Raw genomic sequence first — 25,216 nt, forward strand, 5'->3', positions numbered from 1 at the left:
GCGCTCCACGGTGCAGGTGGTGCCTGTGAGCCCGCTGTGCGCGCGATGTGGCCAGGCTTTCACAGCTGGCACATAGACAGCGCTCAGTCCCGGCCTAGCGAGCAGGCGAATACTGAGCGGGTGAGCATGACGACCAATGGCACCGATTCCGAATCCGGGCGCGCCATCATGAGGCGTGCCGACGGTAACCCGATCCAGGTCCTGGTGGTCGACGACGAGCCGGTCCTGGCCGAACTGGTGTCGATGGCGTTGCGCTACGAAGGCTGGGACATCACAACGGCGAGCGACGGCGCGAGTGCGATCGCCGCGGCCCGGGAGAACCCGCCGGACGTGGTGGTCCTCGACGTGATGCTGCCGGACATGAGCGGTCTGGACGTCCTACGCAAGCTGCGCGAGCAGATTCCCGGTCTGCCCTTACTGCTGCTGACCGCCAAGGACTCCGTCGAGGACCGCATCGCGGGCCTGACCGCGGGCGGCGATGACTATGTCACCAAACCGTTCAGCCTCGAAGAAGTGGTGCTGCGGTTGCGGGCCCTGCTCCGGCGCACCGGGGTGACCAGTGAAGACGGCGGGGCCAAGATCGTCGTCGGCGATCTGGTGCTCGACGAGGACAGCCACGAGGTCACCCGCGGCGGAGACCCGATCACCCTGACGGCCACCGAGTTCGAACTGCTGCGGTTCATGATGCGCAACGCCAAGCGCGTATTGAGCAAGGCTCAGATTCTCGACCGGGTATGGAGTTACGACTTCGGTGGCCGGTCCAACATCGTCGAGCTGTACGTCTCGTATCTGCGCAAGAAGATCGACAGCGGACGCGAACCGATGATCCACACACTGCGCGGTGCGGGTTATGTCCTCCGTCCCGCGCGCTGAGGTGACTACCGCGACCACGAGCGCGACTCGTTGGTGGTCACCGCGAACCTGGTCACTGCGGGCCCGGCTGGTGGTCACCCAGGTCGTCCTGCTGGCGGTGGTGTGCGTCAGCATCGGCGTCGCCACAGAGTTTGCGCTACAACGATTTCTGATGAATCAGCTCGACGATCAGCTGATCGAAGCCGGTCGTCGGTCGGCGGCGATCTTCGAGTTGCCGCCCCCGCCGCCGGGATTCCCGCCGCCTCCCGGCACCGGGCGCCACCATCGCATGCCGTTCGACCCCGAGGACGGCCCGGGCCCCGGATTCCTCAACGCCCCAGGGCAGGCCGCGCGCATGGTGGGGGCGGTGATCGCGCCGAGCCGTCCCGTGGATGCCGGGGTGATCACGGCCGAAGGTGAGCGAGTCCAGGTGAGCGCGGCTGCGGCTGAACAGCTTTCGCAGATACCGGCCACTCGGGTACCGGAGACCGTCGACCTCGACGGGTTGGGTCGCTATCGACTGATCGGCCTGCACCCGCGCCACGGCGGTCCGCAGACCATCGTGACCGGTCTGCCCACCGCCATCGTCGACGACACCCTGCTCTGGGTGCTGGGGATGTTCTGTGTGCTGGCCGCCATCGCACTCCTCGCCGCCACCGTGGCCGGAATCCTGATCATCCGGCACCAACTCGCGCCACTGTCAAGGGTTTCGGCTGCGGCACGTCGAGTCGCCGATCTCGAACTCGACCGCGGCGAGGTGCAGTTGCCCACGCCGATCGTCCCGGTCGACCCCACCAGCGCCCACACCGAGGTCGGTCAGCTCGGCACCTCACTGAACCGGATGCTCGACCGTATCGCCAGCGCACTCTCGGCACGCCACGCGAGCGAGACCCGGGTCCGCCAGTTCGTGGCCGATGCCAGCCATGAGTTGCGGACGCCGCTGGCGGCTATCCGGGGTTACACCGAACTCGCCCAGCGCAAACGTGACGACCTGCCCACCGATGTCGCGCACGCGATGAACCGGGTCGAGTCCGAGACGACGCGGATGACGCAACTGGTCGAGGACATGCTGTTGCTGGCCCGCCTCGATGCCGGACGGCCGCTGGAACGCGACAGCGTCGACCTGTCGCGGCTCGTGGTCGACTCGGTCAGCGACGCCCACATCGCCGGCCCCGACCACCAGTGGTCGCTCGACCTGCCCGAGGACCCGGTGGTCGTCGAGGGCGACGAGGCCCGCCTGCATCAGGTGCTGGCGAATCTTCTGGCCAACGCCCGCACGCACACTCCCGGCGGCACCTCGGTCACGGTGTCGCTCAAGCCTGGCCCGAATGCGGTCCTGCTGAGTGTCGCCGACAACGGCCCCGGCATACCGCCGGCGCTGCTGCCCGACGTGTTCGAGCGGTTCGCGCGCGGTGACTCGTCGCGCTCCCGGCGCGAAGGCAGCACCGGACTGGGTCTGGCGATCGTGGCCGCCGTGGTCAAGGCACACGGCGGCACCATCGCAGTGAGCAGCACGGCGGGTTCCACCGAGTTCGTCGTGCAACTGCCCCGGTCGAGCTCACAGGCCACACACAGGATGGACCAATCCGACACCTAGCGGCCACGGCAACCATGGATTCGTGACCCTAGTTGCCGCGCATCCCGCTGCCGAGGTGCAGGCGGCGACACCCGACGAGTCGACATCCCGCAGCTCGATGACGAGGGCCCATCGCGTGGCCCTCGGCTTGCTCTTGGCGGGCACCGCGGTGCTCTACCTGTGGAACCTGTCGATCAGCGGCTGGGCGAACGCCTTCTACTCGGCCGCCGCACAGGCCGGCGCGCAGAACTGGACCGCCATGCTGTTCGGGTCCAGCGATGCGGGCAACGCCATCACCGTGGACAAGACCCCGGCGGCACTGTGGGTCACCGACCTGTCGGTCCGGCTGTTCGGCCTGAACTCGTGGAGCGTTCTGGTTCCGCAGGCCCTCATGGGCGTGGGGGCGGTGGCGCTGCTCTACGCCGCGGTGCGGCGGGCCGCCGGGCCGTGGGCAGGTCTGCTGGCCGGCGCCGTGCTGGCGCTGACGCCGGTGGCGGCGTTGATCTTCCGGTTCAACAATCCCGATGCGCTCTTGGTTCTGCTGCTCGTGACCGCGGCATACTGCGTGCAGCGCGGAATCGAAAAGGATGCCAGCCGTTGGTGGTTCGTCGGCGCGGGGGTAGCAGTCGGGTTCGGTTTCCTGGCCAAGATGCTGCAGGCGTTCCTGGTCCTGCCGGCATTCGCCGCGACGGCGCTTGTGGCCGGCGACAGTCCGCTCCGGCGCCGGGTGGGCGACCTCGTCCGGGCCGGCGCTGCCATGGTCGTCAGCGGGGGCTGGTACCTGGCTCTGGTCGAGCTGTGGCCGAGCTCGGCCCGGCCCTACATCGGCGGTTCGCAGAACGACAGCATCGTCGAATTGGCATTGGGCTACAACGGTTTGGGGCGCCTGACCGGGGACGAGACGGGCGGCCTCGGCAATCTCAACTTCGACGTCGGGCCGGGCCGGCTGTTCGGCTCGCAGATGGGTGCCGACATCGCCTGGTTGCTGCCGGCCGCCCTGATCTGCCTGGTGGCCGGTATCTATCTGACTCGTCGCGCGGCCCGCACCAACCCGACCCGTGCCGCCCTGATCCTGTGGGGCGGCTGGCTGTTGGTCACCGCAGTGGTCTTCAGCTTCATGAACGGCATCGTGCATCCGTACTACACGGTGGCGCTCGCCCCGGCGATCGGCGCCGTCATCGGCATCGGTGCCACGCTGCTGTGGCGGCACCGATCCGATATCCGTGCCGCCACGGCGATGTCGGGTACCGCGCTGGTGACTGCGATCCTGGCCGCGGTGCTGCTGGCCCGTCACGACGACCCGTATCCGTGGCTGCGGGCCGCGGTGGCCGTCGGCGGCGTCGGGGCGGCGGTACTTCTGCTCGCGGTCGCTCGGCTGGACCGTCCGCTGGTGCGGGCGACCGCGGCGCTGGCCGTCGCAGCCTGCCTGGCCGGCCCGGCCGCGTACTCGATCGCCACTGCGGCAAGCCCACACACCGGGGCCATACCGTCCGTCGGGCCGTCGCGCGGCGGCGGTTTCGGCGGGATGTTCGCCGCCCCGGAACCCGGGCCGGCTCTGACTGCGACCCTGGCGGCCGACTCCGAGCGCTATCGATGGGTTGCGGCCGTGGTCGGCTCATCCAACGCGGCGGGATACCAATTGGCCGCGCACGCACCGGTCATGGCCGTCGGTGGCTTCAACGGCACCGACCCGGCGCCCACGCTCCAGGAGTTCCGGCAGCTGGTCGACGACGGGGCAGTCCACTACTTCATCCGTAGCCGCATCATGGCAGGCGGATTCGGCGGGCACACCCCCAGCGGCAGCCGGGCCGCCACCGAGATCGCCGAATGGGTGCAGGCTCACTACGCCCCGATCACCGTCGACGGCACCACCATCTACGACCTGACGGCCCGTGCGACGAACACATAGCAGGCGCATAGCTTCGCCCAACCCAGATCACAAGCCGCCGGAGAACGATGAACTCATGACAACCTTGGTCGAACAACCCGAGCAGCGGTTCCGATTCGCGTCCCGGCCCAACGCGGCACTGGCCGCCCGGGAAGCCGGGGTTCCGGTGCTCGACGTGGTTGTGCCGGTGTACAACGAGCAGGCCGCGCTGGCGAATTCGGTACGACGGCTGCACCGCTATCTCGCCGAGAATTTCGCTGTGCCTGTGCGCATCACCATCGCCGACAACGCCAGCACCGACGACACCCCGCGCATCGCCGCCGAACTGGCAGCTGAGCTCGACGGGGTGCGAGTGGTGCGGCTGGAGGAGAAGGGTCGCGGACGCGCACTGCACGCGGTGTGGTCGACCTCGGACGCACCCGTGCTGGCGTACATGGACGTCGACCTGTCGACCGATCTGGCCGCACTGGCACCGTTGGTGGCCCCGCTGATCTCCGGTCATTCGGACCTCGCTATCGGCACCCGGCTGGGCCGCGGCTCCCGCGTGGTTCGCGGGGCCAAGCGTGAGTTCATCTCGCGGTGCTACAACCTGATCCTGAAATCAACTCTGGCGGCGAGGTTCTCAGATGCTCAGTGCGGATTCAAGGCGATCCGCGCCGACGTCGCCCATCGGCTGCTGCCCCATGTGGCCGACACCGGGTGGTTCTTCGACACCGAGCTGCTGGTGCTGGCCGAACGCAGCGGCCTGCGTATTCACGAAGTGCCGGTGGACTGGGTGGACGATCCGGACAGCCGGGTCGACATCGTCGCCACCGCCACCGCCGACCTCAAGGGCATCGGTCGCTTGCTCCGCGGATTCGCCAACGGTTCGATTCCGGTGAACACCATCGCCGCGCAGCTCGGGTCGTCACGGAAATCAGCTGCACCGCAATCGTTGCTGCGCCAGGCGGTGCGCTTCGCCGCCGTCGGTGTGGTCTCCACACTGGCCTACCTGCTGCTGTTCACCGCGCTTCGCGCCGGCGTCGGTGCCCAGGCCGCCAACCTGATCGCCCTCCTGGTGACCGCGATCGGAAACACCGCCGCCAATCGGCGGTTCACCTTCGGTATCGCCGGGTCCGGCAACATCACCCGCCACCATCTGGAGGGGCTGACGGTGTTCGCGATCGCGCTGACCATCACCAGCGGATCGTTGGGCCTGCTGCACATCGTCGCGCCTGCACCGCACCGCGGCGTCGAACTCGCAGTATTGGTGGCGGCCAACCTGCTGGCCACCGTGATGCGCTTCGTGCTGTTGCGGGGATGGGTGTTCCACCCGTCCCGGACGCGACGTGCCACCGGCCCGAATGGAGAGACAGGACGATGACGACAACCGTCGACGCGGCACCGGCTGCTGCCGCCCCGGCCACGGAAACGCCGAAGACCTTGACGCCGACGTGGGTTCGACCCTCCTACTGGGTGCTGCTGGCCGGCACCGCGGTGCTCTACCTGTGGGGACTCGGTTCCTCGGGATGGGCCAACAGCTATTACGCCGCCGCGGCCCAGGCCGGAACCCAGTCCTGGAAGGCCTGGCTGTTCGGATCGCTGGACGCCGGCAACGCCATCACGGTGGACAAGCCGCCGGCCGCGATGTGGGCAATGGGGTTGTCGGGCCGGCTGTTCGGCTTCAACGAGTTCACCATGCTGCTGCCGCAGGCTTTGATGGGCGTCGGCGCGGTGGCACTGCTGTATGCCACGGTGCGGCGCACCAGCGGCCCGATCGCCGGCCTGATCGCCGGAGCGGCACTGGCCTTGACGCCGGTGGCGGCCTCGATGTTCCGCTACAACAATCCCGACGCCCTTCTGGTGCTGCTGCTGGTGCTGGCGGCGTACTTCATGGTGCGCGCCGTGGGGCCGGTGTCGGCTCGGGCCAGCGCCGGGTGGGTGGCACTGGCGGGATGTGCGCTCGGTTTCGCCTTCCTGACCAAGATGCTGCAGGCCTTCCTGATCGTGCCCGGGCTGGCGTTGATGTTCCTGGTCGCCGCGCCCGTGGCAGGCGTGTGGAAACGATTGGGCACCTTGCTGATCGGCGCGGCCACGATGGTCATCTCGTCGGGCTGGTACATCGCACTGGTGGCACTGTGGCCGGCGGACTCCCGGCCGTACATCGCGGGATCGACCGATAACAGCCTGCTGCAACTGGCGTTCGGCTACAACGGATTGCAGCGCATCCTCGGACAGGAGGGCCACGGACCGGGCGGACCCGGAGGCGGACCCGGTTTCGGTCACGGCCCCGGCGGTGGCCCGAGCCTGATGTTCGGCGGCGATCCGGGTATCGGCCGGATGTTCGGGATGTCCATGGGCACCGAGGCGTCGTGGTTGTTGCCCGCCGCATTGATCGGCCTCGTTGCGGCGCTGTGGCTGACCCGGCGCACCGCACGTACTTCGGGTCGGCGGGCCGGTCTGCTGCTGTGGGGCGGCTGGATGCTCGTCACCGCGGTGGTGTTCAGCTTCATGGACGGGATCATCCATCCCTACTACACCGTCGCACTGGCGCCCTCGGTAGCCGCGCTGGTGGGCATGTCCGTCGTCGAATTATGGCGCGTGCGTGCGGGTCTGGTGGCGCGCTTGGTGCTGGCGGCGATGCTGGCCGGCACCGGGGTGTGGGCGTTCGTGCTGCTGAATCGGACGCCGGACTGGCTGCCTGCGCTGCGCTGGGTCGTGTTGATCGGCTCGCTGCTGACGGCGATCGCCCTGGCGATCACTGCCCACCGGCCGGGCAAGTTGCCTGCGGTGGTGGCCGTGGCAGCTCTGGCCTTCGGGCTCGCCGCCACCGGGGCCTACACGATAGAGACCGTGGCGAAGGTACACGGCGGTGGTCCGATGGCCACCTCGGGTCCCAACCGGGACATGGGCTTCGGCGGCCCTGGCGGGCCTCCCGGCTTCGGGCGGGCCGACGACCCGGCGCTGTCCGAACTCATCGCGGGTGCTGACGGCCGCTGGGCCGCAGCCAGTGTGGGCTCGATGCAGGTCAGCGATCTCGAGCTCAAGACGGGCGAGTCGTTGATGGCGATCGGCGGGTTCACCGGCAGCGACAACTCGCCGACGCTCGCGCAGTTCCAGCAATACGTGGCCGATGGCCAGGTTCGCTATTTCCTCGACCGGCCCGCGGGTGGTCGCGGTGGGCCGCCCGGGCCGCCGCATGATCCCGAAGGCAGTGCGGGGGAGATCACCACCTGGGTTCGGCAGCACTTCACCAAGACCATGGTCGGCGAGGTGCCGGTGTACGACCTGTCGGCGCCTGTCGCCTGACCCCGACTGCGGCGGCCGTCCACATCCCCCGGCAGGACGGCCGCCGCCTGGGGCACGCCATCAGCTCAGGCTGATTCTGCCTCTGGCCCCGGTGACGAGGCGGGATTAGCGTCGAAATATGTCTGTCACCGACCAGTACCTGGCCAACAACGAGGTCTATGCTGCGACCTTCTCCGGGCCGTTGCCGCTGCCGCCGAGCAAGCACGTGGCGGTGGTGGCGTGCATGGACGCCAGACTGGATGTGTATCGCATCCTCGGGCTCGGCGACGGTGAGGCACACGTCATCCGCAACGCCGGCGGAGTCATCACCGACGACGAGATCCGGTCATTGGCCATCAGCCAGCGACTGTTGGGGACCAAGGAGATCATCCTGATCCACCACACCGATTGCGGCATGCTGACTTTCACCGACGACGGGTTCAAGCAACAGATCCAAGATGACACCGGCATCAAGCCGAACTGGGCTGCGGAGTCTTTCGTCGACCTCGAAGAAGATGTGCGTCAGTCACTGCGGCGCATCGAGGCCAGCCCGTTCGTCACCAGGCACGAGTCGCTGCGCGGTTTCATCTTCGACGTCGCCACCGGCAAGCTCGACGAGGTGACGCGGTAGCTCACGTTCGTAACGCAGTGGCGGAGATCGGGCCGTTTGTTCGCCGTGGCGTTACGAACGCGAACGCCTCAGTTGTTCCCGGCGCCCGCTCACCCCACCTTGTAGGTCGCGATGGCCTTAGCCACCGCTTCGCCGTCAGGAGTGACGATATCGACCTCGCAGTTCACCAGGGCCCTGCCCTGACGCAACACGCTCCCGAGGCCGATCAGGTCGGTGGCCCGCGCCGGCGCCAGATAGTTCACCGTCATCGAGACCGTCACTCCGCGAAGCGAATCCGGAACCTCGGCCTGCGCCCAGGCCGCTGCCATCACGGTGACGTCGGCCAGCGCCGCGATCGCGCCGCCGTGCACCATGTCGGCGATCGTGATGTTCGACGGGTCCCAGGGCAACCGCAGTCGGACCTCGGGGCCGTCGAGCGATTCGGCGACGATGCCGAGCTTGGCCACGAACGGCGACTGGGGGAGAAACTGCGCCATCACTTCCGGACCGGTCTGGACACTCATAGGCGCCAGTGTCTGCTGCCGGCGGTCAGCATCTCAATTACCTGCGGGGTAAGCGCACCGTGAATCCGCCGTTCCCCAGGGGTATGGCGCTGCTGGTGGCCGGGGCCCTGTTCATGGAGATTCTTGATGCCACGATCATCGCGCCGGCTATTCCGCTGATCGCCTCCTCGTTCGGTGTCGAGGCCATCGACGTCAATGTGGCGATCTCGGCGTACCTGGTCACGGTTGCGGTATTGATTCCGGCCAGCGGTTGGTTGGCCGACAGGTTCGGCGTCCGCCGGGTGTTCATCGGGGCGATCGTGGTGTTCACCGTGGCCTCGGTCGGCTGCGCGGCGAGTGCCTCGCTGCCCATGCTGGTGCTGATGCGGATCCTGCAAGGGGTGGGCGGCGCCATGATGGTGCCGGTCGGACGGCTCGCGGTGCTGCGGCACAGCAGTAAGGCCGACCTGGTGCGGGCCATCGCATTGTTGACCTGGCCGGCGCTCACCGCGCCGGTACTCGCCCCGGTGCTCGGCGGCGCGATCGCCACGTTGGGCAGTTGGCGATGGATCTTCGCGGTCAACATTCCGATCGGCGTGATCGGAATTGTCCTGGCGCTCAGACTCGTCCGCGGTGAGCCGCAGACCACGGCGCGCTCGCTGGATTGGCCGGGGTTGCTGGCGCTCGGCTCGGGGATCGCTGCCGCCCTGATCGCACTGGAGAGCATCCGGGTCTCGGGGACCGATTGGGGATTGGTCATCGCCGGCGGTGCCGCAGCGCTGGTGCTGCTGGCCGCCGCGGTCTGGCGGCTGCTCACCGCGGCGGCCCCGCTCGTGCAGTTGCGGGTGTTGGAGGTGCACACGCTGCGCATAACGGTGGTGGCCGGGTCGCTGTACCGATTGGTGATCACCGCCGTGCCGTTCCTACTGCCGCTGCAGTTTCAGCTGGAGTTCGGCTGGACGCCGCTGGCCGCCGGGGTCATGGTGGCCGCGCTGTTCGCCGGGAACCTGACCATCAAGCCGGTCACCACCCCGTTGATGCGCCGGTTCGGCATCCGGACTGTATTGCTGGTCAACGGGGTGGCGTCGGTGGTGTGCTTCGGTCTGTTGGCCACGCTGCGCCCGGGTCTGCCGGTGGCGGTGATGGCCGTCGTCCTCTATGTCAGTGGAGCTCTGCGGTCGATCGGCTTCACCGCCTACAACAGCCTGGCGTTTTCTGACGTCGACGGTGAGCGTCTGACCCATGCCAACACGCTGAATGCCTCGGTGCAGGAGCTCGCGGCCGGCCTCGGCGTCGCGGTGGCGGCGCTGCTGCTCAGCCAGCTGAGCTCGTATTCGGTGACCTACCTGATCCTGGGGGCTTTGCTGGCGTTGACCTTGGTCGCGACGTTGCGACTACCGCGGCGGGCGGGTGCCCACGTCAGTGGGCACCGGGCCTGAGGAGGCCGTCATTGACACCGCATCGGCGCGGCGGCTAGATTCCTGGTCATGCTTGCAATTCTGGCCATTCCTACCAACTTAATGGGGAAGCGATGACCACTGCACAGAAATCCGATCAGCAGTCGGCCCGCGCCGGCAATTACGAGCTGAGCCACCTGCGCGCGTTGGAGGCCGAGGCCATCCACATCATCCGCGAGGTCGCCGCCGAGTTCGAGAAGCCCGTGCTGCTGTTCTCCGGCGGCAAGGACTCGATCGTCATGCTGCACCTCGCCGTCAAGGCGTTCGCGCCCGGCCGGCTGCCGTTCCCGGTCATGCACGTCGACACCGGCCACAACTTCGACGAGGTCTACCAGGCCCGCGACGAACTCGTCGAGCAGTACGGGGCACGGCTGGTCGTCGCCAAGGTGCAGGACGATATCGACGCCGGCCGCGTGGTGGAGACCATCCCGTCGCGTAACCCGATCCAGACCGTGACGCTGCTGCGCGGCATCCGGGAGAACAAGTTCGACGCCGCCTTCGGCGGCGCTCGGCGCGACGAGGAGAAGGCCCGCGCCAAAGAGCGCGTGTTCTCCTTCCGCGACGAGTTCGGCCAGTGGGATCCCAAGGCTCAGCGCCCCGAGCTGTGGAATCTGTACAACGGCCGGCATCACAAGGGTGAGCACATCCGTGCCTTCCCGATCTCCAACTGGACCGAGTTCGACATCTGGTCCTACATCGGTGCCGAGAAGATCAAACTGCCGTCCATCTACTACGCGCACCAGCGCAAGGTGTTCGAGCGCGACGGCATGTTGCTCGCGGTGCACAAGTACATGCAACCCCGCAAGGACGAGCCGGTGATCGAGAAGACCGTCCGTTTCCGTACGGTCGGCGACGTCACCTGCACCGGCTGCGTCGAGTCAACGGCCGCAACGGTTTCCGAGGTTATCGCCGAGACCGCGGTGTCCCGGCTCACCGAGCGCGGCGCCACCCGCGCCGATGACCGGATCTCCGAGGCCGGGATGGAAGACCGCAAGCGCGAGGGGTATTTCTGATGAGCACGTTGTTGAGAATCGCCACGGCGGGATCCGTCGACGACGGCAAGTCAACCCTGATCGGCCGGCTGCTGTTCGACTCCAAGGCGGTCATGGAGGACCAGCTGGCCGCCGTCGAACGCACCTCCAAGGAACGCGGCAACGACTACACCGACCTGGCGCTGGTCACCGACGGCCTGCGTGCCGAGCGCGAGCAGGGCATCACCATCGATGTCGCCTACCGCTACTTCGCCACGGCCAAGCGGAAATTCATCATCGCCGACACCCCGGGGCACATCCAGTACACCCGCAACATGGTGACCGGAGCCTCCACCGCGCAGTTGGTCATCGTGCTGGTCGATGCACGCCACGGCCTGCTCGAGCAGTCGCGTCGGCACGCCTTCCTGGCCTCGCTGCTGGGCATCCAGCACATCGTGCTGGCCGTCAACAAGATGGACCTGATCGATTGGGACCAGGAGCGTTTCGAGGCGATCCGCGACGAGTTCCATGCGTTCGCCGCCCGGTTGGACGTGCACGACGTCACCACCATCCCGATGTCGGCGCTCAAGGGCGACAACGTGGTGACCAAGTCCGACATCACTCCCTGGTACGAGGGCCCGTCGCTGCTGAGTCACCTCGAGGACGTCTACATCGCCGGTGACCGCAACCTCGTCGATGTCCGTTTCCCGGTGCAGTACGTGATCCGGCCGCAGACCCACGAGCACGCCGACCACCGCAGCTACGCGGGCACGGTCGCCAGTGGTGTGCTGCGTCCCGGCGACGACGTGATCGTGCTGCCGGCCGGAAAGCCCACCCGCATCACCCAGATCGACGGCCCCAGCGGTGTGGTCGACGAGGCATTCCCGCCGATGGCGGTGTCGATCAGCCTCTCCGACGACATCGACATCTCCCGCGGCGACATGATCGCCCGGCCCAACAACCAGCCGCGCGTCACCCAGGATTTCGACGCCACGGTGTGCTGGATGGCCGACGGATCGTCACTGGAACCGGGCCGCGAATACCTGGTCAAGCACACCACGCGCACTACCAGGGCCAAGGTCACGGGCCTGGACTACCGCCTCGATGTCAACACCCTGCACCGGGACAAGTCCGCGACAGCGCTCAAACTCAATGAGCTGGGCCGGGTTTCGCTGCGCACCCAGGCGCCGCTGCTGCTCGACGAGTACAGCCGCAATGCTGCCACCGGATCGTTCATCCTGATCGACCCGAACACCAACGGCACTGTGGGCGCGGGCATGGTGCTGCGCGAGACCCGCAACGACACCGCGAGCCCCAACACCGTTCGGCACGAGTCGCTGTGCACCGCAGAGGACCGGCTGTCGAAGGGCCGGACCGTGTGGTTCACCGGCCTGTCCGGATCTGGCAAGTCCTCGGTGGCCATGCTCGTCGAGCAGAAACTGCTCGAAAAGGGTGTTCCGGCGTACGTTCTGGACGGCGACAACCTGCGCCACGGGCTCAACGCGGACCTGGGTTTCTCGATGGCCGACCGGGCCGAGAACCAGCGCCGGCTGGCCCACATCGCGGCAATTCTGGCCGACTCCGGCCAGGTGGTGCTGGTGCCCGCGATCAGCCCGCTCGAGGAGCACCGCGCACTGGCCCGCAAGGTCGCCACGGATGCCGGCCTCGAATTCTTCGAGGTGTTCTGCGACACCCCGCTGGAGGACTGCGAACGCCGCGATCCCAAGGGCCTGTACGCCAAGGCCCGCGCTGGTGAGATCACCCACTTCACCGGTATCGACAGCCCGTACCAGCGGCCGAAGAACCCGGATCTGCGACTCACTCCCGACCACAGCACCGATGAGCTGGCCGACATGGTGATCGAGCTGCTGGGTTTGCCGTCGTGAACGATCACGAACTGGCTGCCCGGCTGGCCACCAGGGCCGGGGATCTGTTGCTCGACGTCCGTGCCGACTACGCCGATGCCCCGGCGGCCGAGCGAAAAGCGGCCGGGGACAAGCAGTCCCATGATTTCCTGATGGCCGAGCTGGCCAAGTTGGTTCCCGGGGACTCGGTGCTGTCCGAGGAGGCCACGGCCGACGAGCGCGCCGACCCGGCACGGCTCAGCGCCGAGCGGGTCTGGATCGTCGACCCGCTCGACGGCACCCGAGAGTTCTCCGAACTGGGCCGGGACGATTGGGCCGTGCACGTGGCCCTGTGGAGTGCAGGTGAACTGGTGGCCGGCGCGGTCGCGTTGCCCGCGCAGAACACCACGTTGTCCACACCGGAGGTGGCCGCACCACGTCCGTTCGACGGCCCGCCGCGGGTCGTGGTGTCTCGCACCCGGCCGCCCGCGGTGGCGCTGGCCGTGCGCGAGGCACTCGACGGGACATTGGTCGCAATGGGTTCGGCCGGAGCCAAAGTCGCAGCGGTGATCCGCGGGGTCGCCGACGTGTACGTGCATGCCGGCGGCCAGTACGAGTGGGATTCGGCTGCGCCGGTCGCGGTGGCGCGCGCGGCGGGCCTGCACACCTCGCGCATCGACGGCTCGCCGTTGGTCTACAACTCGGCCGACCCCACGCTGCCGGATCTGATCGTGTGCCGGCCCGAGCTGGCCGACCGGGTGCTGGCCGTCACGGCGCGCTAGTCCGCACGCCGGCGGGCAGCTCATCGGTTCCGACGTTGGGGCAGGGGACTTTTAGTTCGTGGAGCGCGTCGGTTCCATCCTGGAAGCCGCCGACGAAGTTCTTGTCGGGCCATCCGCTCGGCGGCATCCTGGGATTGCCCTGGCTGATCCGCTGTAGCGCATCGGCGAATCTCAGCGCTTGCCGCTTCAGGTCGTGGTCTTCGATCGAGGCAGCGTCGTCCCGAACTGCGGTGGCCGCCTCGCCGGCATCTCGCGCCAGGTTGGGGTCGACTTCACCGACTCCCATCCCCTGGACAACACCCGGAACGACGTTCACCCACTGGTGCGCGATCTGGTCGGCGCGTTGGCAGTCCGCGCTGGGCTCCTCACTGTCCTCGGTGGCGTAGCCAACCGCAACCATGATCAGCATCACCGGCATCGCGACTGCCAGCATGACCAGCCTGATCTTGGCCCCTGACCAATCCGGTAGACCCATCATTGGAGCCTAAATGCGCCGACGGGTCACTAGGCTCACCAAGATGACCCGCCCTACGTTGCGCGAATTGGCCAGCCTGCCGGCCGCACCGGCCCGCCTCGCCGATTCCACCCTGGTCCTGATCGACTGCCAGAACACCTACACCCAAGGAATCATGGAGCTCGAAGGGGTGCAGGCGGCCTTGGAGCAGACGGCCGAACTCCTCGACCGGGCCCGCAGTGCGGGCATCCCGGTCATCCACATCCAGCACTCCGACGGCCCTGGCTCGCTGTATGACATCGAGGGCGAGAGCGGTGCCATCGTCGCTTCGGTGGCCCCGCGCGAGGGAGAACCGGTGGTGGTCAAGCAGTTCCCCAACTCGTTCGTGCAGACCGATCTCGACGATCGGCTCAAGGGGCTGGGCGCGTCCAACCTGGTGCTCGCCGGCTTCATGACGCACATGTGCGTCAACTCCACCGCGCGCGGCGCTTTCAACCTCGGGTACGCCCCGACAGTGGTGGCCGCGGCCACCGCCACCCGCACGCTGGCGGGTCCGGACAGCACACCTGTGCCTGCCGCGGTCATGCAATCGGCGAGCCTGGCCGCGATGTCGGACCTGTTCGCGGTCGTGGTGCCGGACGCACAGGCAGTCCCGGACTGACGGCTGTCGTTACGGGTGCCTGCAGGTCTCGTACTTGCCCATCAGCGCCTGCTCGGCCGCTGATGGCTGGTAGACCATCAGGTCGCGGGCGGTGCACCCGCCGACGGTGACGGCGATGGGGCCGGTGGCTTGCCCGCTACCCGTGATGTGCCCTTGTATCTGGTCGCTGGCGGTGTAGAGCGCCGCCCCGCCGAGAGTTGTCACGAGCGGCAGGTGCCGGTGGGCGAGTGCCACGGCATCAGCCGGGTCGTGGGAGCGCGTCTGTTCTGCCAGCCATACCGGCGCTTGCACGCGGCCGTTGACGGTGAGCCTGTCGATGTGCGGAATGGTCTGATCGGCGTTCAGCTGCTTCCAGATGTCGAGTTCGCGCGCGGTGGGGAAGCGTCGGGTGCTCTTGATGTCGGCGGGGTGGTCATCACCGGCACTGATCGTCCAGGTCAGGTTGGCCAGATCGGCGAACTTCTCGGACAGTGTGGTGACCGCTGCGGCTACGTCGCGGTAATCGGTGGCATCGGCCAGTCGGATTGAACCGAGGTCGGAATGCCCCCATTCCTGCATCGGGAACCGGCCGTCGGGGTGGGTCACCGTGGCCCGTAGACGTACTGTGGCCGTGGGGAATTCGTGTCGAAGGCGGATCCAGTCGCGGGCCTGTGAGATGACCTGCTGATCGTTGCCGACGGGTAGCCTGCCGCTGTCGATTGCGAAGACGTTCCAGCCGTGGTGAGCGGTGAGCTCGGTGTGGTAGCCGGTGTAGTTGACCATCGTGAGGCCTTGTAGGTACCGGGATACCGTTGCCACGAACTGGTTTTCGGTGATCCCCGCGTCGGTCTTGACGTCAATGGTGAAGCGCACCAGGCCCTGGGCCGGGCGGTTGGTCACGGTGTGGTGGACCGTCTGGACCCCGGGCATCTGGCCGAGCAGTCGTGCCAAGCGTGCGACATCTGCGCTGCGGTCGGGTGGGTCGGCGTGGCATGCGCTCGCGATTGCGGTGACGACAATGAGACCCAAGCTCATCGCCCAGCGGCGCCACAGGTTGCGGCGTGTCACGTGGCGGATGACCGTTTCACCAACCGCACGAACGGAATGCGCTCTCCCGCTGCCCGGAAATCGGCCTCGGTACCGTCGACGGAGAATCCCATCAGTCGTGGCAGCAGATACTTGGCGCTCACCCGGTGCCGCGCCGCGTAGCGGGCGAAGATGTCGGCGCCTTCGGCCTGGTTCAGCGGATGGGCGGTCACTGGCAGGGTCCGCCTGCCGACCTCGATGGTCACCTCCGGAGTATGCAAGATGTTGCGGTACCACGCCGCGGTGGGACCCCAGCCGGATGCGACGACGAAACTGTCGGTGGCCTTGTCGTGGTCGACAACTTCGAGGACCACCTCACGTCGCTTGCCGGTTACTCGTCCGACGTGGTGCAGCAGCAGAATACGTTCGCCGAGAAGCCAGCCCAGTCTCCATCGATACAGCTGGATGGGGGCGCGGTAGAAGAGCCTGCTCAATCCGCTGGGCGGACCGACGTTCTTGATGATCTTCACGACTGCCGTCCCCTTTCTCGGCATTGTCAGCTACTGAAATTATTGCATCCTGCAAGGGTTAGGTCCGGGGCCGCCGGACGATGCTGGCCTGGCACAATCTGAGGGCATGCGGATGTCGGCGAAGGCGGAGTATGCCGTCCGAGCCATGGTCCAGCTCGCGACGGTCGCCGAAGGTGAGCTGGTCAAGACCGATGACCTGGCCAAGGCGCAGGGAATCCCGGCGCAGTTCCTGGTCGACATCCTCACCGCCCTGCGCACCGACCGACTCGTGCGCAGTCACCGGGGCCGCGACGGCGGCTACGAGCTGGCGCGGCCTGCAGGTGACATCAGCATCGCCGACGTGTTGCGCTGCATCGACGGGCCGCTGGCCAGCGTGCGCGACATCGGGTTGGGGGATCTGCCGTATTCCGGCCCGACGGCGGCGCTGACCGACGTCTGGCGAGCCCTGCGGGCCAGCATGCGCTCGGTGCTCGAGGAGACCAGCCTGGCCGATGTGGCGGCCGGTTCGTTGCCCGGGCATGTCGACAAACTGGCCGACGCCTACCGCGACCAGGAGCACAAGCGCGGGCACCGGTGAAGGTCAGCCGCCGTACGGGCGCGTGATGATCTCCAGGTAATGCCCCGACGGGTCTTGGAAGTAGACCCCGCGGCCACCGTCGTTGTGGTTGATCTCGCCTGGGTGTTGGCCATGCGGATCGGCCCAGTGCTGCAGGCCGCGGTCGCGGATCTTGCCGTAGATCGAGTCGAACTCGTCCTCGGACACGAGGAACGCGTAGTGCTGTGGCCGGATGTCCTCGCCGGCACCTACCTGGGCGTAATCAAGGCTGACCCCGTGATTGAGCGTCACGGCGAGAAACGGACCGAACTCCTGCGGGGCCGGTAGGCCGAACAACTCGGTGAAGAACTCGGCTGAGACCTGCCGGTCCTTGGCGGCCACGATGGTGTGGTTGAAGGTGATTGCCATACCCGTCCAGTAAACCGCTGGACGGGTGGCACCGGCAACGGGGCAGGATGGGGACCATGCCCAAAACCCAGATTCTGGCCGGGCCACAGGTGCGGCTGCGGCCACCGGTCGTCGAGGACGCCGAAGCGTTGTACACCCGGATCGCTTCTGATCCTGATGTGACGCGCTATCTGGCCTGGCCCCCGCACTCCGGGGTGACCGAGACACGCCGCGTGATCACCACGTTGTTCAACGTCGGCGACGAGCAGACCTGGCTGATCGAGGTGGACGGCGAGGTAGTGGGATTGTGTGCTCGGCGACGCCCACAGCCGTACTCGGTGGAGCTGGGTTATTGCCTGGCCCGGCCATGGTGGGGACGCGGTCTGATGTCGGAGGCGGTTTCGTTGATGCTCGCCGATGTGCAAGCCGATCCCACGGTGTACCGGGTCACGGCGCACTGTCACGTCGACAATGCCGGTTCGGCAGGGGTGTTACGACGGTGTGGTCTGTCACTTGAGGGAAGGCTGGCGCGCTACGGAATGTTTCCCAATATCAGCGAAGAACCGCAGGACGTACTGCTGTTCGGGAAGGCGGTGCGGTGATGGGCACATTTGATATTCGTGGACTGCGGCGGCCGGTGATCGTGGCACCGATGGCCGGTGGGCCCTCGACGCCGGAGCTGGCGGCGGCCGGCAGCAACGCCGGCGGGCTCGGTTTTCTGGCCGCCGGCTACCTGACCGCCGACGCGCTGGCCGAGAAGATCACTGCCGCAAGAAGTTTGACCACAGAACCGCTCGGGGTGAATCTTTTTGCGCCGCAACCCAGCGCGGGGACACCCGAACAGATCCAGGCCTATGCCGCAGAATTGGCCGGCGAGGCCCAGCGCTACGGGGTGGAGCTGGGTGCTCCGCGCTACGACGACGACGCGTGGGCGGCGAAACTGGACCTGGTGTTCGACGTGCGTCCAGAGGTGGTCTCGTTCACCTTCGGCTTGCCGAGCGCGCCTGAGATCGACCGGTTGCGCGGTGCGGGCATCACCACCGTGGGGACGGTGACGACGCTGGACGAAGCCTGGCTGGCGGTAGGTCGTGGGATCGACGCCCTCGCCGTACAGGGGCCTGCAGCGGGTGGGCACCGCGGTACGTTCGACCCCGCTGCCTCACCCGCGTCGCAATCGCTGGACCATCTGCTGGCCGACGTGCTGGCAGCGGTGGACGTCCCGGTTGTCGCGGCGGGCGGGTTGGTCAGCGCCGACGACGTGGCGGGTGTGCTGGCCGCCGGTGCGGTGGCCGCCCAACTCGGTACCGCGTTCCTGCTGGCCGACGAAGCCGGCAGCAGCGCCGTGCACCGCGCTGCCCTGCAGAGCCCGGAGTTCACCGAAACCGTTGTCACCCGGTCATTTTCCGGCCGGTACGCCAGAGGGCTGCGCAACCGCTTCATCACCGAACATGATGCGGAGGCCCCGCTCGGCTACCCCGAGATCCACTACCTGACCAGCCCGGTGCGCAAGGCCTCGGTCGCCGCCGGCGACCCGCAGGCCACCAACGTGTGGGCCGGCACCGGATGGCGTCAGGCCCGGCCCGGGTCGGTGGCCGAGATCTTCGACCGGGTGGCCCCGGCCTAGCCCCGCCCTTGCCCTGGGCCCACCCGCTCCACAACCACGTCGCCATCGTCGGAGCGAACGGTGACCTCTGCGGCCGCGGTCTTGGGATCAGTCGTCTCGACGACACGGACCTGCGTCGAGGCTCCCGACTGCGCGTGCACCAGATACGGTCCGCGTTCCGGTAATCCGATCACCACATCGCCGTTGCGGCTCGTCGCGTCGACCCGCCGCGGCGCGGCATCGCGGAAGTCGACGGTGATGTCCCCGTCGGACGTGGTGGCGTTGAACTCTTCGGTGACGGCGATCGGATCGCGTGAGACGATCTCGCCGTCGACCGTGTGGGCTTCGATGCGGCGGGCAGCCCCGCGCAGGATGATCGCCCCATCGGTGACGCGGGAGATCAACTGATCCACATCGGCCTGTGCGATCACGGTTCCGAGCTCCTGCTCGGTGCGTACCGTCAGGCGCCGGGCCTGCTCCGGTGGTACCGCGATCGTGATCTCACCGCCACGGGCCCACTCGAGCATGCGGGAAGGATTGCCCATGATGGCGATCCGCGTCTCGTCGCCGTCGGTGGTGAGCTGAAGGCTGTGCGCGCCGCTGTGCGAGGTGTTCACCAGACGCAGATCCGCTGCGGCTTCGCGGGTTTCACGATCGGCGGTGATGCGGATCGCGACGGGGATGTGCGTGGTGTCGATCACCAGGGTTCGCATGGTCGCGGGCAGGCTTTGATGGTCGGTGACGACGCGGACGTTGCTCACGGCCCAGGCCGTCACACCGAGCGCGGCCACGGTACCGGCGACCAGCAGTGACGCCGCCGTGATCAGGACGAGGCGGAATGTGGTGCGCCCACCGGGATTCAGCCGAGGCGGCGTATTGACCGGGGGCGGAGGGGCGATGGTGGTCACGATGACGTTCCTTCCCGTGGCGGCGTTCGATCTAGGTCTCGAGGTAACGCAGCACCGCCAACACCCGGCGGTTCTCGCTCTCGTCGGGAGCGAGGTCGAACTTCGTGAAGATCGAGGCGATGTGCTTCTCCGCCGAACCGACCGAAATATGCAGTGCCGCAGCGATCGCCGAGTTGGTTTTTCCCTCGGCCATCAACTGCAGGACGTCGCGTTCGCGCGGGGTCAGTTGGTCCAGAGCGCTGTGGCGAGCCGAACGTACCAAGATCTGTGACACCACCTCGGGATCGAGGACCGTGCCTCCGCTGCCCACCACTGCCACGGCATCGAGAAACGCGGGCACATCAGCCACCCGGTCCTTCAGCAGGTAGCCGAATCCTCTTGTGTCCGAGGCGATGAGATCGGCTGCGTAACGCTCCTCGACGTAGTGGGACAGCACCAGTACGGGGGATTCCGGGTTCTGGCTGCGCAGTAGGGCTGCGGCGCGGATGCCCTCATCGGTGAACGTCGGCGGCATCCGGACGTCGAGGATGGCCAGGTCGGGATGATGCTCGTTGACCAGCCGCAGCAGGTCGGTGGCGTCGGGCACGCCGGCGACCACCTCGTGCCCGGCGTCGGCCAGAATCCGTTCGATGCCCGCCCGCAGCAGTGCCGAGTCTTCGGCGATCACGATGCGCATGGCAGCACCGCCGTGACGATCGTGGGGCCGGTGGCGGGGCTGGACACCTCGAACGTGCCTCCTGCGGCACGTACCCGCTCGTCCAGTCCACGTAGGCCGGTCGCATGCTCGCCCGCGTCGGTGACGGCACCGCCCTGACCGTCGTCGAACACCGTTACGTGCAGCACGTCGGCGTCCTCGTCCAACCGCACGGTGACCACCGCCTGCGAGGCGTTGGCATGCTTGGCGATGTTGGTCAATGCCTCGGCGACCACGAAATAGGCGACGGATTCCACTTCGTCGGACAACCGGCGCGGGAGTTCGATGTGCAGTGTGGTGGGTACCCCGGAGGTCTCGGTTCGCTGCACCACCGATGACAACGCCGCGTCGAGGCCTCGATCCGACAGGATGGTGGGGGCGATGCCGCGCACCACGTTGCGTAGTTCCACCAGCGCGTTCTTGGCATCGTCGTGTGCCTCGGCGATCAACGCCTTGGCAGCGGGGAGATCCGATTCCAGCTTGGTCTGGGCCAGTCCGATCGTCATCGCCAGTGACACCAGCCGTGGTTGCACGCTGTCGTGCAGATCGCGTTCGATGCGGTGGCGTTCGGTCTGCGCCGAGGACACCGCGCCCTGACGGGCATCGGCCAGCGCGCTGACCTGGTACTCCAGTGCGGCGGTGGGCGAGGGCGGCAAGAGCCATCGGTCGATCGCGGCGTCCATGGTGGGAGCGAAGATCAAAAGGGCGGCCGCAGCGATCACCGCGACGATCGCCAGCAACCAGGCGATCGGCGGTGAGAGAAAGACCAGGCCGGCGTCCTCATCGCTCTGGCGAATCGCCACGGCGGCGGCCGGGCCCACGAAGGCGAAGGCGAGCAACGCGAACGCCAGGCCGGTGGCCAGCATGTCGTAGATCATCCGCAGGTAGTGGTGGCAGAAGCCTTTCCAGAACCGGGTGCTGCTGAGGTCCAGCCACAGCTGGTGTGCCCAGCCCTGAAATCCGGTGTGCGGCGACAGCTGCCGTGGCGGGACGCCGATACCCAGGCCGAACACCGCTTCACTGCGGGCCCGCTCGACCCACTCGACGCCCCGGACCAGGTAGATGAACACCACCGCGGCGAGCAGAAATCCGATCACCGACGGAATCGAGGAGAACCCGATGACCATGATGGACAACGGAATCCAGAACCACACCAGCGCCAGTGCGGCACCGGTGATCATCGACGCCGTCGGCACGAGGCCGACGGTGGGGGCGCGGTGGGCGGCTTCGCTGATTGCGACCATGGCTTCAAACCTACGAAGTAGAGCGGCCTGGCGACACAACGTTTTCCTCCGAATGCCCCTGGGGGATATCCCCCAGGCCTACTTCGGTGCGGTGAGTTCCAACGCGATGTTGTCGGGGTCCCGGAACTCCAGAATGAAGGACGGTCCGATGTCCTTGACCGGTTCGTGCGCGATGCCCAGGCCATCGAGGTGTGCCGCGGCGTCGTCCAGCTCGGCGATGTTCTTCAGCCGGAAGGCCAAGTGGTCCAGACCGGTTCGGTTCTCGTCGAATGCGTCGCGTCCGACCGGACGCAGGCCGACCAGCGTGGCCCCGGCGTCGTAGATGACCCCGCCGGACAAGAAACTGAGACGGGCGCGGACCGCCGGTTCGGCATCCTGCGGCAGCTCGATGAGGACCGGCCACCCGAACACGCTCTCGTAGAACTGCCGCGACCGTTCGATGTCGGTGACCGTGAGCCGCACATGAGCGACCGAGGACGTGGTGATGGCCATGGGTTCATGCTGCCACTCACGTGACAGAATTCATGCGTGCGCGTGGGGATGACGATGCCGGTTATGGAGCCTCAGTTGGATGCGACGACGCTGCGGTCCTGGGCCCGCGTCATCGACGGGGGTCCGTTCTCGTCGCTGTGCTGGGGTGAGCGCATCGCGTTCGACAACCCCGACAGCCTGACCCTGTTGGGGGCGCTGGCGGCGTGGACCGACCGCGTGCGGCTGGTGACGACCGTGATCGTGCCGCAGTTGCACGATCCGGTGATGCTGGCCAAGGGGCTCGCGACGGGCGATCTGCTCAGCGGTGGCCGGCTGACCGTGGGTATCGGTGTCGGCGGCCGTCACGAGGATTACCACGCCGTCGGCGCGGACCCGGCAACCCAGACCCGGCGGGCGATGGCCGAGCGCGTCGCGGTGATGAAGCGGGTCTGGGCCGGGGAAAAGGTCACCGAGTCGGTGCTTCCGGTCGGGCCGCCACCGGTGCAGGCCGGCGGCCCACCGCTGCAGATCGGGACCATCGGCCCCAAGACCATCCGCGATGCCGCGGCCTGGGCCGACGGTGTGGCCGGCACGACATTGGACCTGGATCTGAACCGTCAGGCCGAGTTGTTCGACATCGCCCGGACCGCATGGGCCGCCGCCGGTAAACCCAAGCCGCACCTGGCCACATCGTTCTGGTTCGCCCTCGGCAAGCCCGAGGAAGCACGCGCCCAGGTGCATCGCCATCTGCGCCGGTACATGAACTGGATCCCGGCCGAATTCGTCGACGCCATGGCGCCCACCACCGGGTGGGCCGGCACCGAAGAGGAATTGATCGATGTCCTCGGCAAGTTCGAGGACATCGGCACCGACGAGGTCCACCTGATCCCGACCAGTTCCGACATCGATCAGCTGCGCCGGGTGGCAGAGGTGGCGAAAATCTTCGCCTGACCTACCCTCCGGTGTGGCCCGCGCGGTCGAATGTGGGCAAGCGACGGGGTAGCCACAGCAAACCACCGCGGTCGCTCAACTTCACCCAGCGCTCCCGCGGTTCTGGTACTAGCGTGTCAATCTGTCGTCGTCAGGCGGCGTCGGATACGACAGTTGGGGACCCATGATGCAGAAGAGTTTGATCGCCACGACCCTCGCGGCCGGGGCCATCGGCGCCGCGGTGGCGTTGTCCGCGCCGGCGTCGGCCGATTCCAAGGACAACAGCACCGTCGGGTGCTCGCCGTGCGACCGCGTCAATTCGTCTGTCACCGATGCCGTCACCGATGCCGCCAAGAGCGCGCTCACCGGCGGTGTCGACCTGCCCGAGAGCCCGATCGTGGACAAGTGGACGAACTTCCCGAGCGACACCGCGGAGAAGTGGGGCGGCTTCCCGGGCAAGACCGCCGAGAAGTGGGCGTCGTTCCCCGGCAAGACCGCCGAGAAGTGGGGCGGCTTCCCCGGCAAGGTCCTCAAGAAATGGACCGGCCTGGGCTAGGCCCCTGCGTGTTAGCTGGAATTTCGCTGATCTTAACTGTTCTCGCGTTGCCTACCGGCCCCTGAAATGGACGTAGCCCGTTCACCGTCCAAAGGAGCTCGTCTCAATGGCTGCGCCCGTTCGGCAGTTGCACCTCAACGCATTCCTGCGCAACATCGGCCAGCACGAAGCGGCGTGGCGCCTGCCCGAAACCGACTTGGCGGGCATCACTGACATCGGCCACTACGTCGAGCTGGCTCGCATCGCCGAGCGCGGCAAGCTCGACGCGGTGTTCTTCGCCGACCATCCGGTACTCAAGGATCAGACCGAGTTCCGTCCGTTCGACGCACTCGACCCGGTCACCCTCGTCTCGGCGCTGGCCGGCGCGACCACCCATGTCGGCCTGATCGCGACGGCGTCCACCACCTACAACGACCCGTACGGGTTGGCCCGGAGGTTTGCCACCCTCGACCACGTGAGCCGGGGGCGGGCCGGCTGGAACGTCGTGACGACGGCCAATGCTTCTGCCGCAGCCAATTTCGGGGCGCCGAATCATCCGGACCCGGCGGCGCGGTACCGGCGCGCAGACGAGTTCCTTCAGGTCGCGTTGAAATTGTGGGACAGCTGGGAAGACGACGCCATCGTCGGCGACAAGGTGGCGCCCCGCTTTGTGAACCCCGACAAGATCCACGCGATCAATCACTCCGGCCCTCATTTCGAGGTGGCCGGTCCGCTGGAGGTACCGCGCTCGCCACAGGGGCATCCGGTGCTCTTCCAGGCCGGATCTTCCGAGCCCGGTAAGGATCTCGCCGCCAGGTACGCCGAGGCCATCTTCACCGCGCAGCCCACCTTGGAGGAAGCCCGCGACTTCTACCGCGACGTCAAGGCCCGCATCCGCCGCCACGGTCGCAACCCGGACCAGGTACACATCCTGCCCGGGTTGTCGACGATCATCGGCGGCACCGAAGCCGAGGCCCGCGAGCGGCAGCGCGAACTGGAAGAACTCACCGTGCCCGACTACGGGCTCGAACAACTCAGCGCCATCGTCGGATTCACGGTCACCAAGGACGACCTCGACCGGAAACTGAGCTTCCCCGCAGAAGACCCGGGCGACACGTTCATCAAGAGCCGGCTCGCCCTGGTGAAGCGGTTGGTCGAGACCGACAACCTCACCGTTCGGGAGCTTCTGCTGCGGCTGAGCAGCGGTAGGGGACATCGATTGTTCGCCGGGACGCCCGAACAGGTGGCCGACACCATCGAGGAGTGGTTCACCACGGGTGCGGCCGACGGTTTCAACCTCATTCCGCCGGCCCTGCCGTCCTCCCTGTCCGACTTCGTCGACCATGTTGTCCCAGAGTTGCAGCGCCGCGGCATCTTCCGCGAGGAGTACAGCGGCACCACCCTTCGTGACCATCTCGGCCTGGACCGGCCGGCCAACCGATTCGCCACCGCCACGGACACCACCGTGTCGGCGGCGAGCTGACAGGG

General features: G+C 67.4%; 26 protein-coding genes. 17 read left to right on the forward strand and 9 right to left on the reverse strand.

Annotated elements, in window-relative coordinates; translation table 11 throughout:
- Positions 1-168: 168 nt before the first annotated feature.
- From K6L26_RS10185 to K6L26_RS10210, 6 genes are all read left to right on the forward strand, one after another.
- On the forward strand, positions 169-873 hold the full coding sequence (locus K6L26_RS10185) for a response regulator transcription factor (RefSeq protein WP_043368368.1): 705 nt from the start codon (positions 169-171) through the stop codon (positions 871-873).
- Complete coding sequence (locus tag K6L26_RS10190; protein ID WP_221853074.1) at positions 851-2,449, forward strand: sensor histidine kinase; 1,599 nt, start codon at positions 851-853, stop codon at positions 2,447-2,449. Before K6L26_RS10185 ends, K6L26_RS10190 begins: the two co-directional genes overlap by 23 nt.
- 97 nt (positions 2,450-2,546) lie before the next feature.
- A complete protein-coding gene (locus tag K6L26_RS10195; RefSeq protein WP_221853368.1) occupies positions 2,547-4,337 on the forward strand; it encodes a glycosyltransferase family 39 protein in 1,791 nt (596 codons plus the stop codon).
- A gap of 55 nt (positions 4,338-4,392) precedes the next feature.
- On the forward strand, positions 4,393-5,679 hold the full coding sequence (locus tag K6L26_RS10200) for a bifunctional glycosyltransferase family 2/GtrA family protein (protein WP_047039690.1): 1,287 nt from the start codon (positions 4,393-4,395) through the stop codon (positions 5,677-5,679).
- Positions 5,676-7,604: an ArnT family glycosyltransferase gene (locus tag K6L26_RS10205; RefSeq protein ID WP_221853075.1), complete on the forward strand. Its 1,929-nt coding sequence runs from the start codon at positions 5,676-5,678 to the stop codon at positions 7,602-7,604. Before K6L26_RS10200 ends, K6L26_RS10205 begins: the two co-directional genes overlap by 4 nt.
- 118 nt (positions 7,605-7,722) lie before the next feature.
- The gene (locus tag K6L26_RS10210) at positions 7,723-8,214 is read left to right on the forward strand and encodes a beta-class carbonic anhydrase (RefSeq protein ID WP_076212712.1); all 492 of its coding nucleotides are present in this window, start codon (positions 7,723-7,725) and stop codon (positions 8,212-8,214) included.
- 89 nt (positions 8,215-8,303) lie between these two features.
- Here K6L26_RS10210 and K6L26_RS10215 read toward each other — a convergent pair whose 3' ends face one another.
- Positions 8,304-8,693 carry a PaaI family thioesterase gene (locus K6L26_RS10215; RefSeq protein WP_221853369.1) on the reverse strand — a complete coding sequence of 130 codons (390 nt, stop codon included), beginning with the start codon at positions 8,691-8,693 and terminating at the stop codon, positions 8,304-8,306.
- Between the two features lie 107 nt (positions 8,694-8,800).
- Between K6L26_RS10215 and K6L26_RS10220 the strand changes: the two genes are divergently transcribed.
- The 4 genes from K6L26_RS10220 to K6L26_RS10235 all read left to right on the forward strand — a co-directional run bounded on the left by K6L26_RS10220 (position 8,801) and on the right by K6L26_RS10235 (position 13,750).
- Positions 8,801-10,135: an MFS transporter gene (locus K6L26_RS10220; RefSeq protein ID WP_221853370.1), complete on the forward strand. Its 1,335-nt coding sequence runs from the start codon at positions 8,801-8,803 to the stop codon at positions 10,133-10,135.
- A 92-nt stretch (positions 10,136-10,227) separates the two neighbouring features.
- On the forward strand, positions 10,228-11,166 hold the full coding sequence (gene cysD, locus K6L26_RS10225; protein WP_019348636.1) for a sulfate adenylyltransferase subunit CysD: 939 nt from the start codon (positions 10,228-10,230) through the stop codon (positions 11,164-11,166).
- Positions 11,166-13,010 carry a sulfate adenylyltransferase subunit CysN gene (cysN, locus tag K6L26_RS10230; RefSeq protein WP_019348635.1) on the forward strand — a complete coding sequence of 615 codons (1,845 nt, stop codon included), beginning with the start codon at positions 11,166-11,168 and terminating at the stop codon, positions 13,008-13,010. Before cysD ends, cysN begins: the two co-directional genes overlap by 1 nt.
- Positions 13,007-13,750 carry a 3'(2'),5'-bisphosphate nucleotidase CysQ gene (locus tag K6L26_RS10235; RefSeq protein ID WP_221853076.1) on the forward strand — a complete coding sequence of 248 codons (744 nt, stop codon included), beginning with the start codon at positions 13,007-13,009 and terminating at the stop codon, positions 13,748-13,750. Before cysN ends, K6L26_RS10235 begins: the two co-directional genes overlap by 4 nt.
- Here K6L26_RS10235 and K6L26_RS10240 read toward each other — a convergent pair.
- A complete protein-coding gene (locus tag K6L26_RS10240; protein WP_221853077.1) occupies positions 13,737-14,225 on the reverse strand; it encodes a hypothetical protein in 489 nt (162 codons plus the stop codon). The genes K6L26_RS10235 and K6L26_RS10240 overlap by 14 nt on opposite strands.
- 43 nt (positions 14,226-14,268) lie before the next feature.
- On the opposite strand from K6L26_RS10240, the gene K6L26_RS10245 reads away from it, so the two are divergent.
- Positions 14,269-14,865, forward strand: coding sequence for a cysteine hydrolase family protein (locus K6L26_RS10245; RefSeq protein ID WP_036394941.1), 597 nt, complete (start codon positions 14,269-14,271; stop codon positions 14,863-14,865).
- Positions 14,866-14,874: 9 nt separating this feature from the next.
- Here the strand turns inward: K6L26_RS10245 and K6L26_RS10250 are convergent, their stop codons facing one another.
- Both K6L26_RS10250 and K6L26_RS10255 read right to left on the reverse strand, forming a co-directional pair.
- Positions 14,875-15,912, reverse strand: a complete 1,038-nt coding sequence (locus K6L26_RS10250) for a hypothetical protein (RefSeq protein WP_221853078.1) — start codon at positions 15,910-15,912, stop codon at positions 14,875-14,877.
- The gene (locus K6L26_RS10255) at positions 15,909-16,400 is read right to left on the reverse strand and encodes a nitroreductase family deazaflavin-dependent oxidoreductase (RefSeq protein WP_019344909.1); all 492 of its coding nucleotides are present in this window, start codon (positions 16,398-16,400) and stop codon (positions 15,909-15,911) included. Before K6L26_RS10255 ends, K6L26_RS10250 begins: the two co-directional genes overlap by 4 nt.
- Before the next feature lie 106 nt (positions 16,401-16,506).
- Here K6L26_RS10255 and K6L26_RS10260 point away from each other — a divergent pair, with 106 nt between their 5' ends.
- Positions 16,507-16,977 (forward strand): Rrf2 family transcriptional regulator, encoded by a 471-nt coding sequence (locus tag K6L26_RS10260; protein ID WP_019344910.1) that lies wholly within the window; start codon positions 16,507-16,509, stop codon positions 16,975-16,977.
- Between the two features lie 3 nt (positions 16,978-16,980).
- Here K6L26_RS10260 and K6L26_RS10265 read toward each other — a convergent pair whose 3' ends face one another.
- The gene (locus K6L26_RS10265; protein WP_221853079.1) at positions 16,981-17,364 is read right to left on the reverse strand and encodes a VOC family protein; all 384 of its coding nucleotides are present in this window, start codon (positions 17,362-17,364) and stop codon (positions 16,981-16,983) included.
- Positions 17,365-17,420: 56 nt separating this feature from the next.
- Here K6L26_RS10265 and K6L26_RS10270 point away from each other — a divergent pair, with 56 nt between their 5' ends.
- Positions 17,421-17,945 carry a GNAT family N-acetyltransferase gene (locus K6L26_RS10270; RefSeq protein WP_221853080.1) on the forward strand — a complete coding sequence of 175 codons (525 nt, stop codon included), beginning with the start codon at positions 17,421-17,423 and terminating at the stop codon, positions 17,943-17,945.
- Positions 17,945-18,967 (forward strand): nitronate monooxygenase, encoded by a 1,023-nt coding sequence (locus K6L26_RS10275; RefSeq protein WP_221853081.1) that lies wholly within the window; start codon positions 17,945-17,947, stop codon positions 18,965-18,967. The genes K6L26_RS10270 and K6L26_RS10275 overlap by 1 nt, the downstream gene beginning before the upstream one ends.
- On the opposite strand, the gene K6L26_RS10280 is transcribed toward K6L26_RS10275, so the two are convergent.
- The 4 genes from K6L26_RS10280 to K6L26_RS10295 all read right to left on the reverse strand — a co-directional run bounded on the left by K6L26_RS10280 (position 18,964) and on the right by K6L26_RS10295 (position 22,284).
- Positions 18,964-19,854: a DUF4097 family beta strand repeat-containing protein gene (locus K6L26_RS10280; protein ID WP_221853082.1), complete on the reverse strand. Its 891-nt coding sequence runs from the start codon at positions 19,852-19,854 to the stop codon at positions 18,964-18,966. The genes K6L26_RS10275 and K6L26_RS10280 overlap by 4 nt on opposite strands.
- A gap of 31 nt (positions 19,855-19,885) precedes the next feature.
- Positions 19,886-20,530 carry a response regulator transcription factor gene (locus K6L26_RS10285; RefSeq protein WP_036394954.1) on the reverse strand — a complete coding sequence of 215 codons (645 nt, stop codon included), beginning with the start codon at positions 20,528-20,530 and terminating at the stop codon, positions 19,886-19,888.
- Positions 20,518-21,792, reverse strand: coding sequence for a sensor histidine kinase (locus K6L26_RS10290; RefSeq protein WP_245008717.1), 1,275 nt, complete (start codon positions 21,790-21,792; stop codon positions 20,518-20,520). Before K6L26_RS10290 ends, K6L26_RS10285 begins: the two co-directional genes overlap by 13 nt.
- Before the next feature lie 78 nt (positions 21,793-21,870).
- Positions 21,871-22,284 carry a VOC family protein gene (locus tag K6L26_RS10295; RefSeq protein ID WP_019348037.1) on the reverse strand — a complete coding sequence of 138 codons (414 nt, stop codon included), beginning with the start codon at positions 22,282-22,284 and terminating at the stop codon, positions 21,871-21,873.
- Between the two features lie 48 nt (positions 22,285-22,332).
- On the opposite strand from K6L26_RS10295, the gene K6L26_RS10300 reads away from it, so the two are divergent.
- The 3 genes from K6L26_RS10300 (at position 22,333) to K6L26_RS10310 (ending at position 25,211) form a co-directional block, all read left to right on the forward strand.
- Positions 22,333-23,214 (forward strand): LLM class flavin-dependent oxidoreductase, encoded by an 882-nt coding sequence (locus K6L26_RS10300; protein WP_036394959.1) that lies wholly within the window; start codon positions 22,333-22,335, stop codon positions 23,212-23,214.
- A gap of 166 nt (positions 23,215-23,380) precedes the next feature.
- Positions 23,381-23,749 carry a hypothetical protein gene (locus tag K6L26_RS10305; protein ID WP_230983481.1) on the forward strand — a complete coding sequence of 123 codons (369 nt, stop codon included), beginning with the start codon at positions 23,381-23,383 and terminating at the stop codon, positions 23,747-23,749.
- A 106-nt stretch (positions 23,750-23,855) separates the two neighbouring features.
- The gene (locus K6L26_RS10310) at positions 23,856-25,211 is read left to right on the forward strand and encodes an LLM class flavin-dependent oxidoreductase (RefSeq protein WP_221853083.1); all 1,356 of its coding nucleotides are present in this window, start codon (positions 23,856-23,858) and stop codon (positions 25,209-25,211) included.
- Positions 25,212-25,216: the final 5 nt, after the last annotated feature.

The organism is Mycobacterium farcinogenes (genome assembly GCF_019739075.1).
GTDB lineage: Bacteria > Actinomycetota > Actinomycetes > Mycobacteriales > Mycobacteriaceae > Mycobacterium > Mycobacterium senegalense.

Coding starts and splice junctions, on each gene's coding strand:
- K6L26_RS10275 (WP_221853081.1), top strand. CDS start 17,945: ATGGGCACATTTGATATTCGTGGACTGCGGCGGCCGGTGATCGTGGCA.
- K6L26_RS10290 (WP_245008717.1), bottom strand. CDS start 21,792: ATGGTCGCAATCAGCGAAGCCGCCCACCGCGCCCCCACCGTCGGCCTC.
- K6L26_RS10270 (WP_221853080.1), top strand. CDS start 17,421: ATGCCCAAAACCCAGATTCTGGCCGGGCCACAGGTGCGGCTGCGGCCA.
- K6L26_RS10305 (WP_230983481.1), top strand. CDS start 23,381: ATGCAGAAGAGTTTGATCGCCACGACCCTCGCGGCCGGGGCCATCGGC.
- K6L26_RS10285 (WP_036394954.1), bottom strand. CDS start 20,530: ATGCGCATCGTGATCGCCGAAGACTCGGCACTGCTGCGGGCGGGCATC.
- cysN (WP_019348635.1), top strand. CDS start 11,166: ATGAGCACGTTGTTGAGAATCGCCACGGCGGGATCCGTCGACGACGGC.
- K6L26_RS10220 (WP_221853370.1), top strand. CDS start 8,801: ATGGCGCTGCTGGTGGCCGGGGCCCTGTTCATGGAGATTCTTGATGCC.
- K6L26_RS10260 (WP_019344910.1), top strand. CDS start 16,507: ATGCGGATGTCGGCGAAGGCGGAGTATGCCGTCCGAGCCATGGTCCAG.
- K6L26_RS10310 (WP_221853083.1), top strand. CDS start 23,856: ATGGCTGCGCCCGTTCGGCAGTTGCACCTCAACGCATTCCTGCGCAAC.
- K6L26_RS10300 (WP_036394959.1), top strand. CDS start 22,333: ATGACGATGCCGGTTATGGAGCCTCAGTTGGATGCGACGACGCTGCGG.
- K6L26_RS10200 (WP_047039690.1), top strand. CDS start 4,393: ATGACAACCTTGGTCGAACAACCCGAGCAGCGGTTCCGATTCGCGTCC.
- K6L26_RS10205 (WP_221853075.1), top strand. CDS start 5,676: ATGACGACAACCGTCGACGCGGCACCGGCTGCTGCCGCCCCGGCCACG.
- cysD (WP_019348636.1), top strand. CDS start 10,228: ATGACCACTGCACAGAAATCCGATCAGCAGTCGGCCCGCGCCGGCAAT.
- K6L26_RS10210 (WP_076212712.1), top strand. CDS start 7,723: ATGTCTGTCACCGACCAGTACCTGGCCAACAACGAGGTCTATGCTGCG.
- K6L26_RS10185 (WP_043368368.1), top strand. CDS start 169: ATGAGGCGTGCCGACGGTAACCCGATCCAGGTCCTGGTGGTCGACGAC.
- K6L26_RS10265 (WP_221853079.1), bottom strand. CDS start 17,364: ATGGCAATCACCTTCAACCACACCATCGTGGCCGCCAAGGACCGGCAG.
- K6L26_RS10195 (WP_221853368.1), top strand. CDS start 2,547: ATGACGAGGGCCCATCGCGTGGCCCTCGGCTTGCTCTTGGCGGGCACC.
- K6L26_RS10190 (WP_221853074.1), top strand. CDS start 851: ATGTCCTCCGTCCCGCGCGCTGAGGTGACTACCGCGACCACGAGCGCG.
- K6L26_RS10295 (WP_019348037.1), bottom strand. CDS start 22,284: ATGGCCATCACCACGTCCTCGGTCGCTCATGTGCGGCTCACGGTCACC.
- K6L26_RS10245 (WP_036394941.1), top strand. CDS start 14,269: ATGACCCGCCCTACGTTGCGCGAATTGGCCAGCCTGCCGGCCGCACCG.
- K6L26_RS10240 (WP_221853077.1), bottom strand. CDS start 14,225: ATGGGTCTACCGGATTGGTCAGGGGCCAAGATCAGGCTGGTCATGCTG.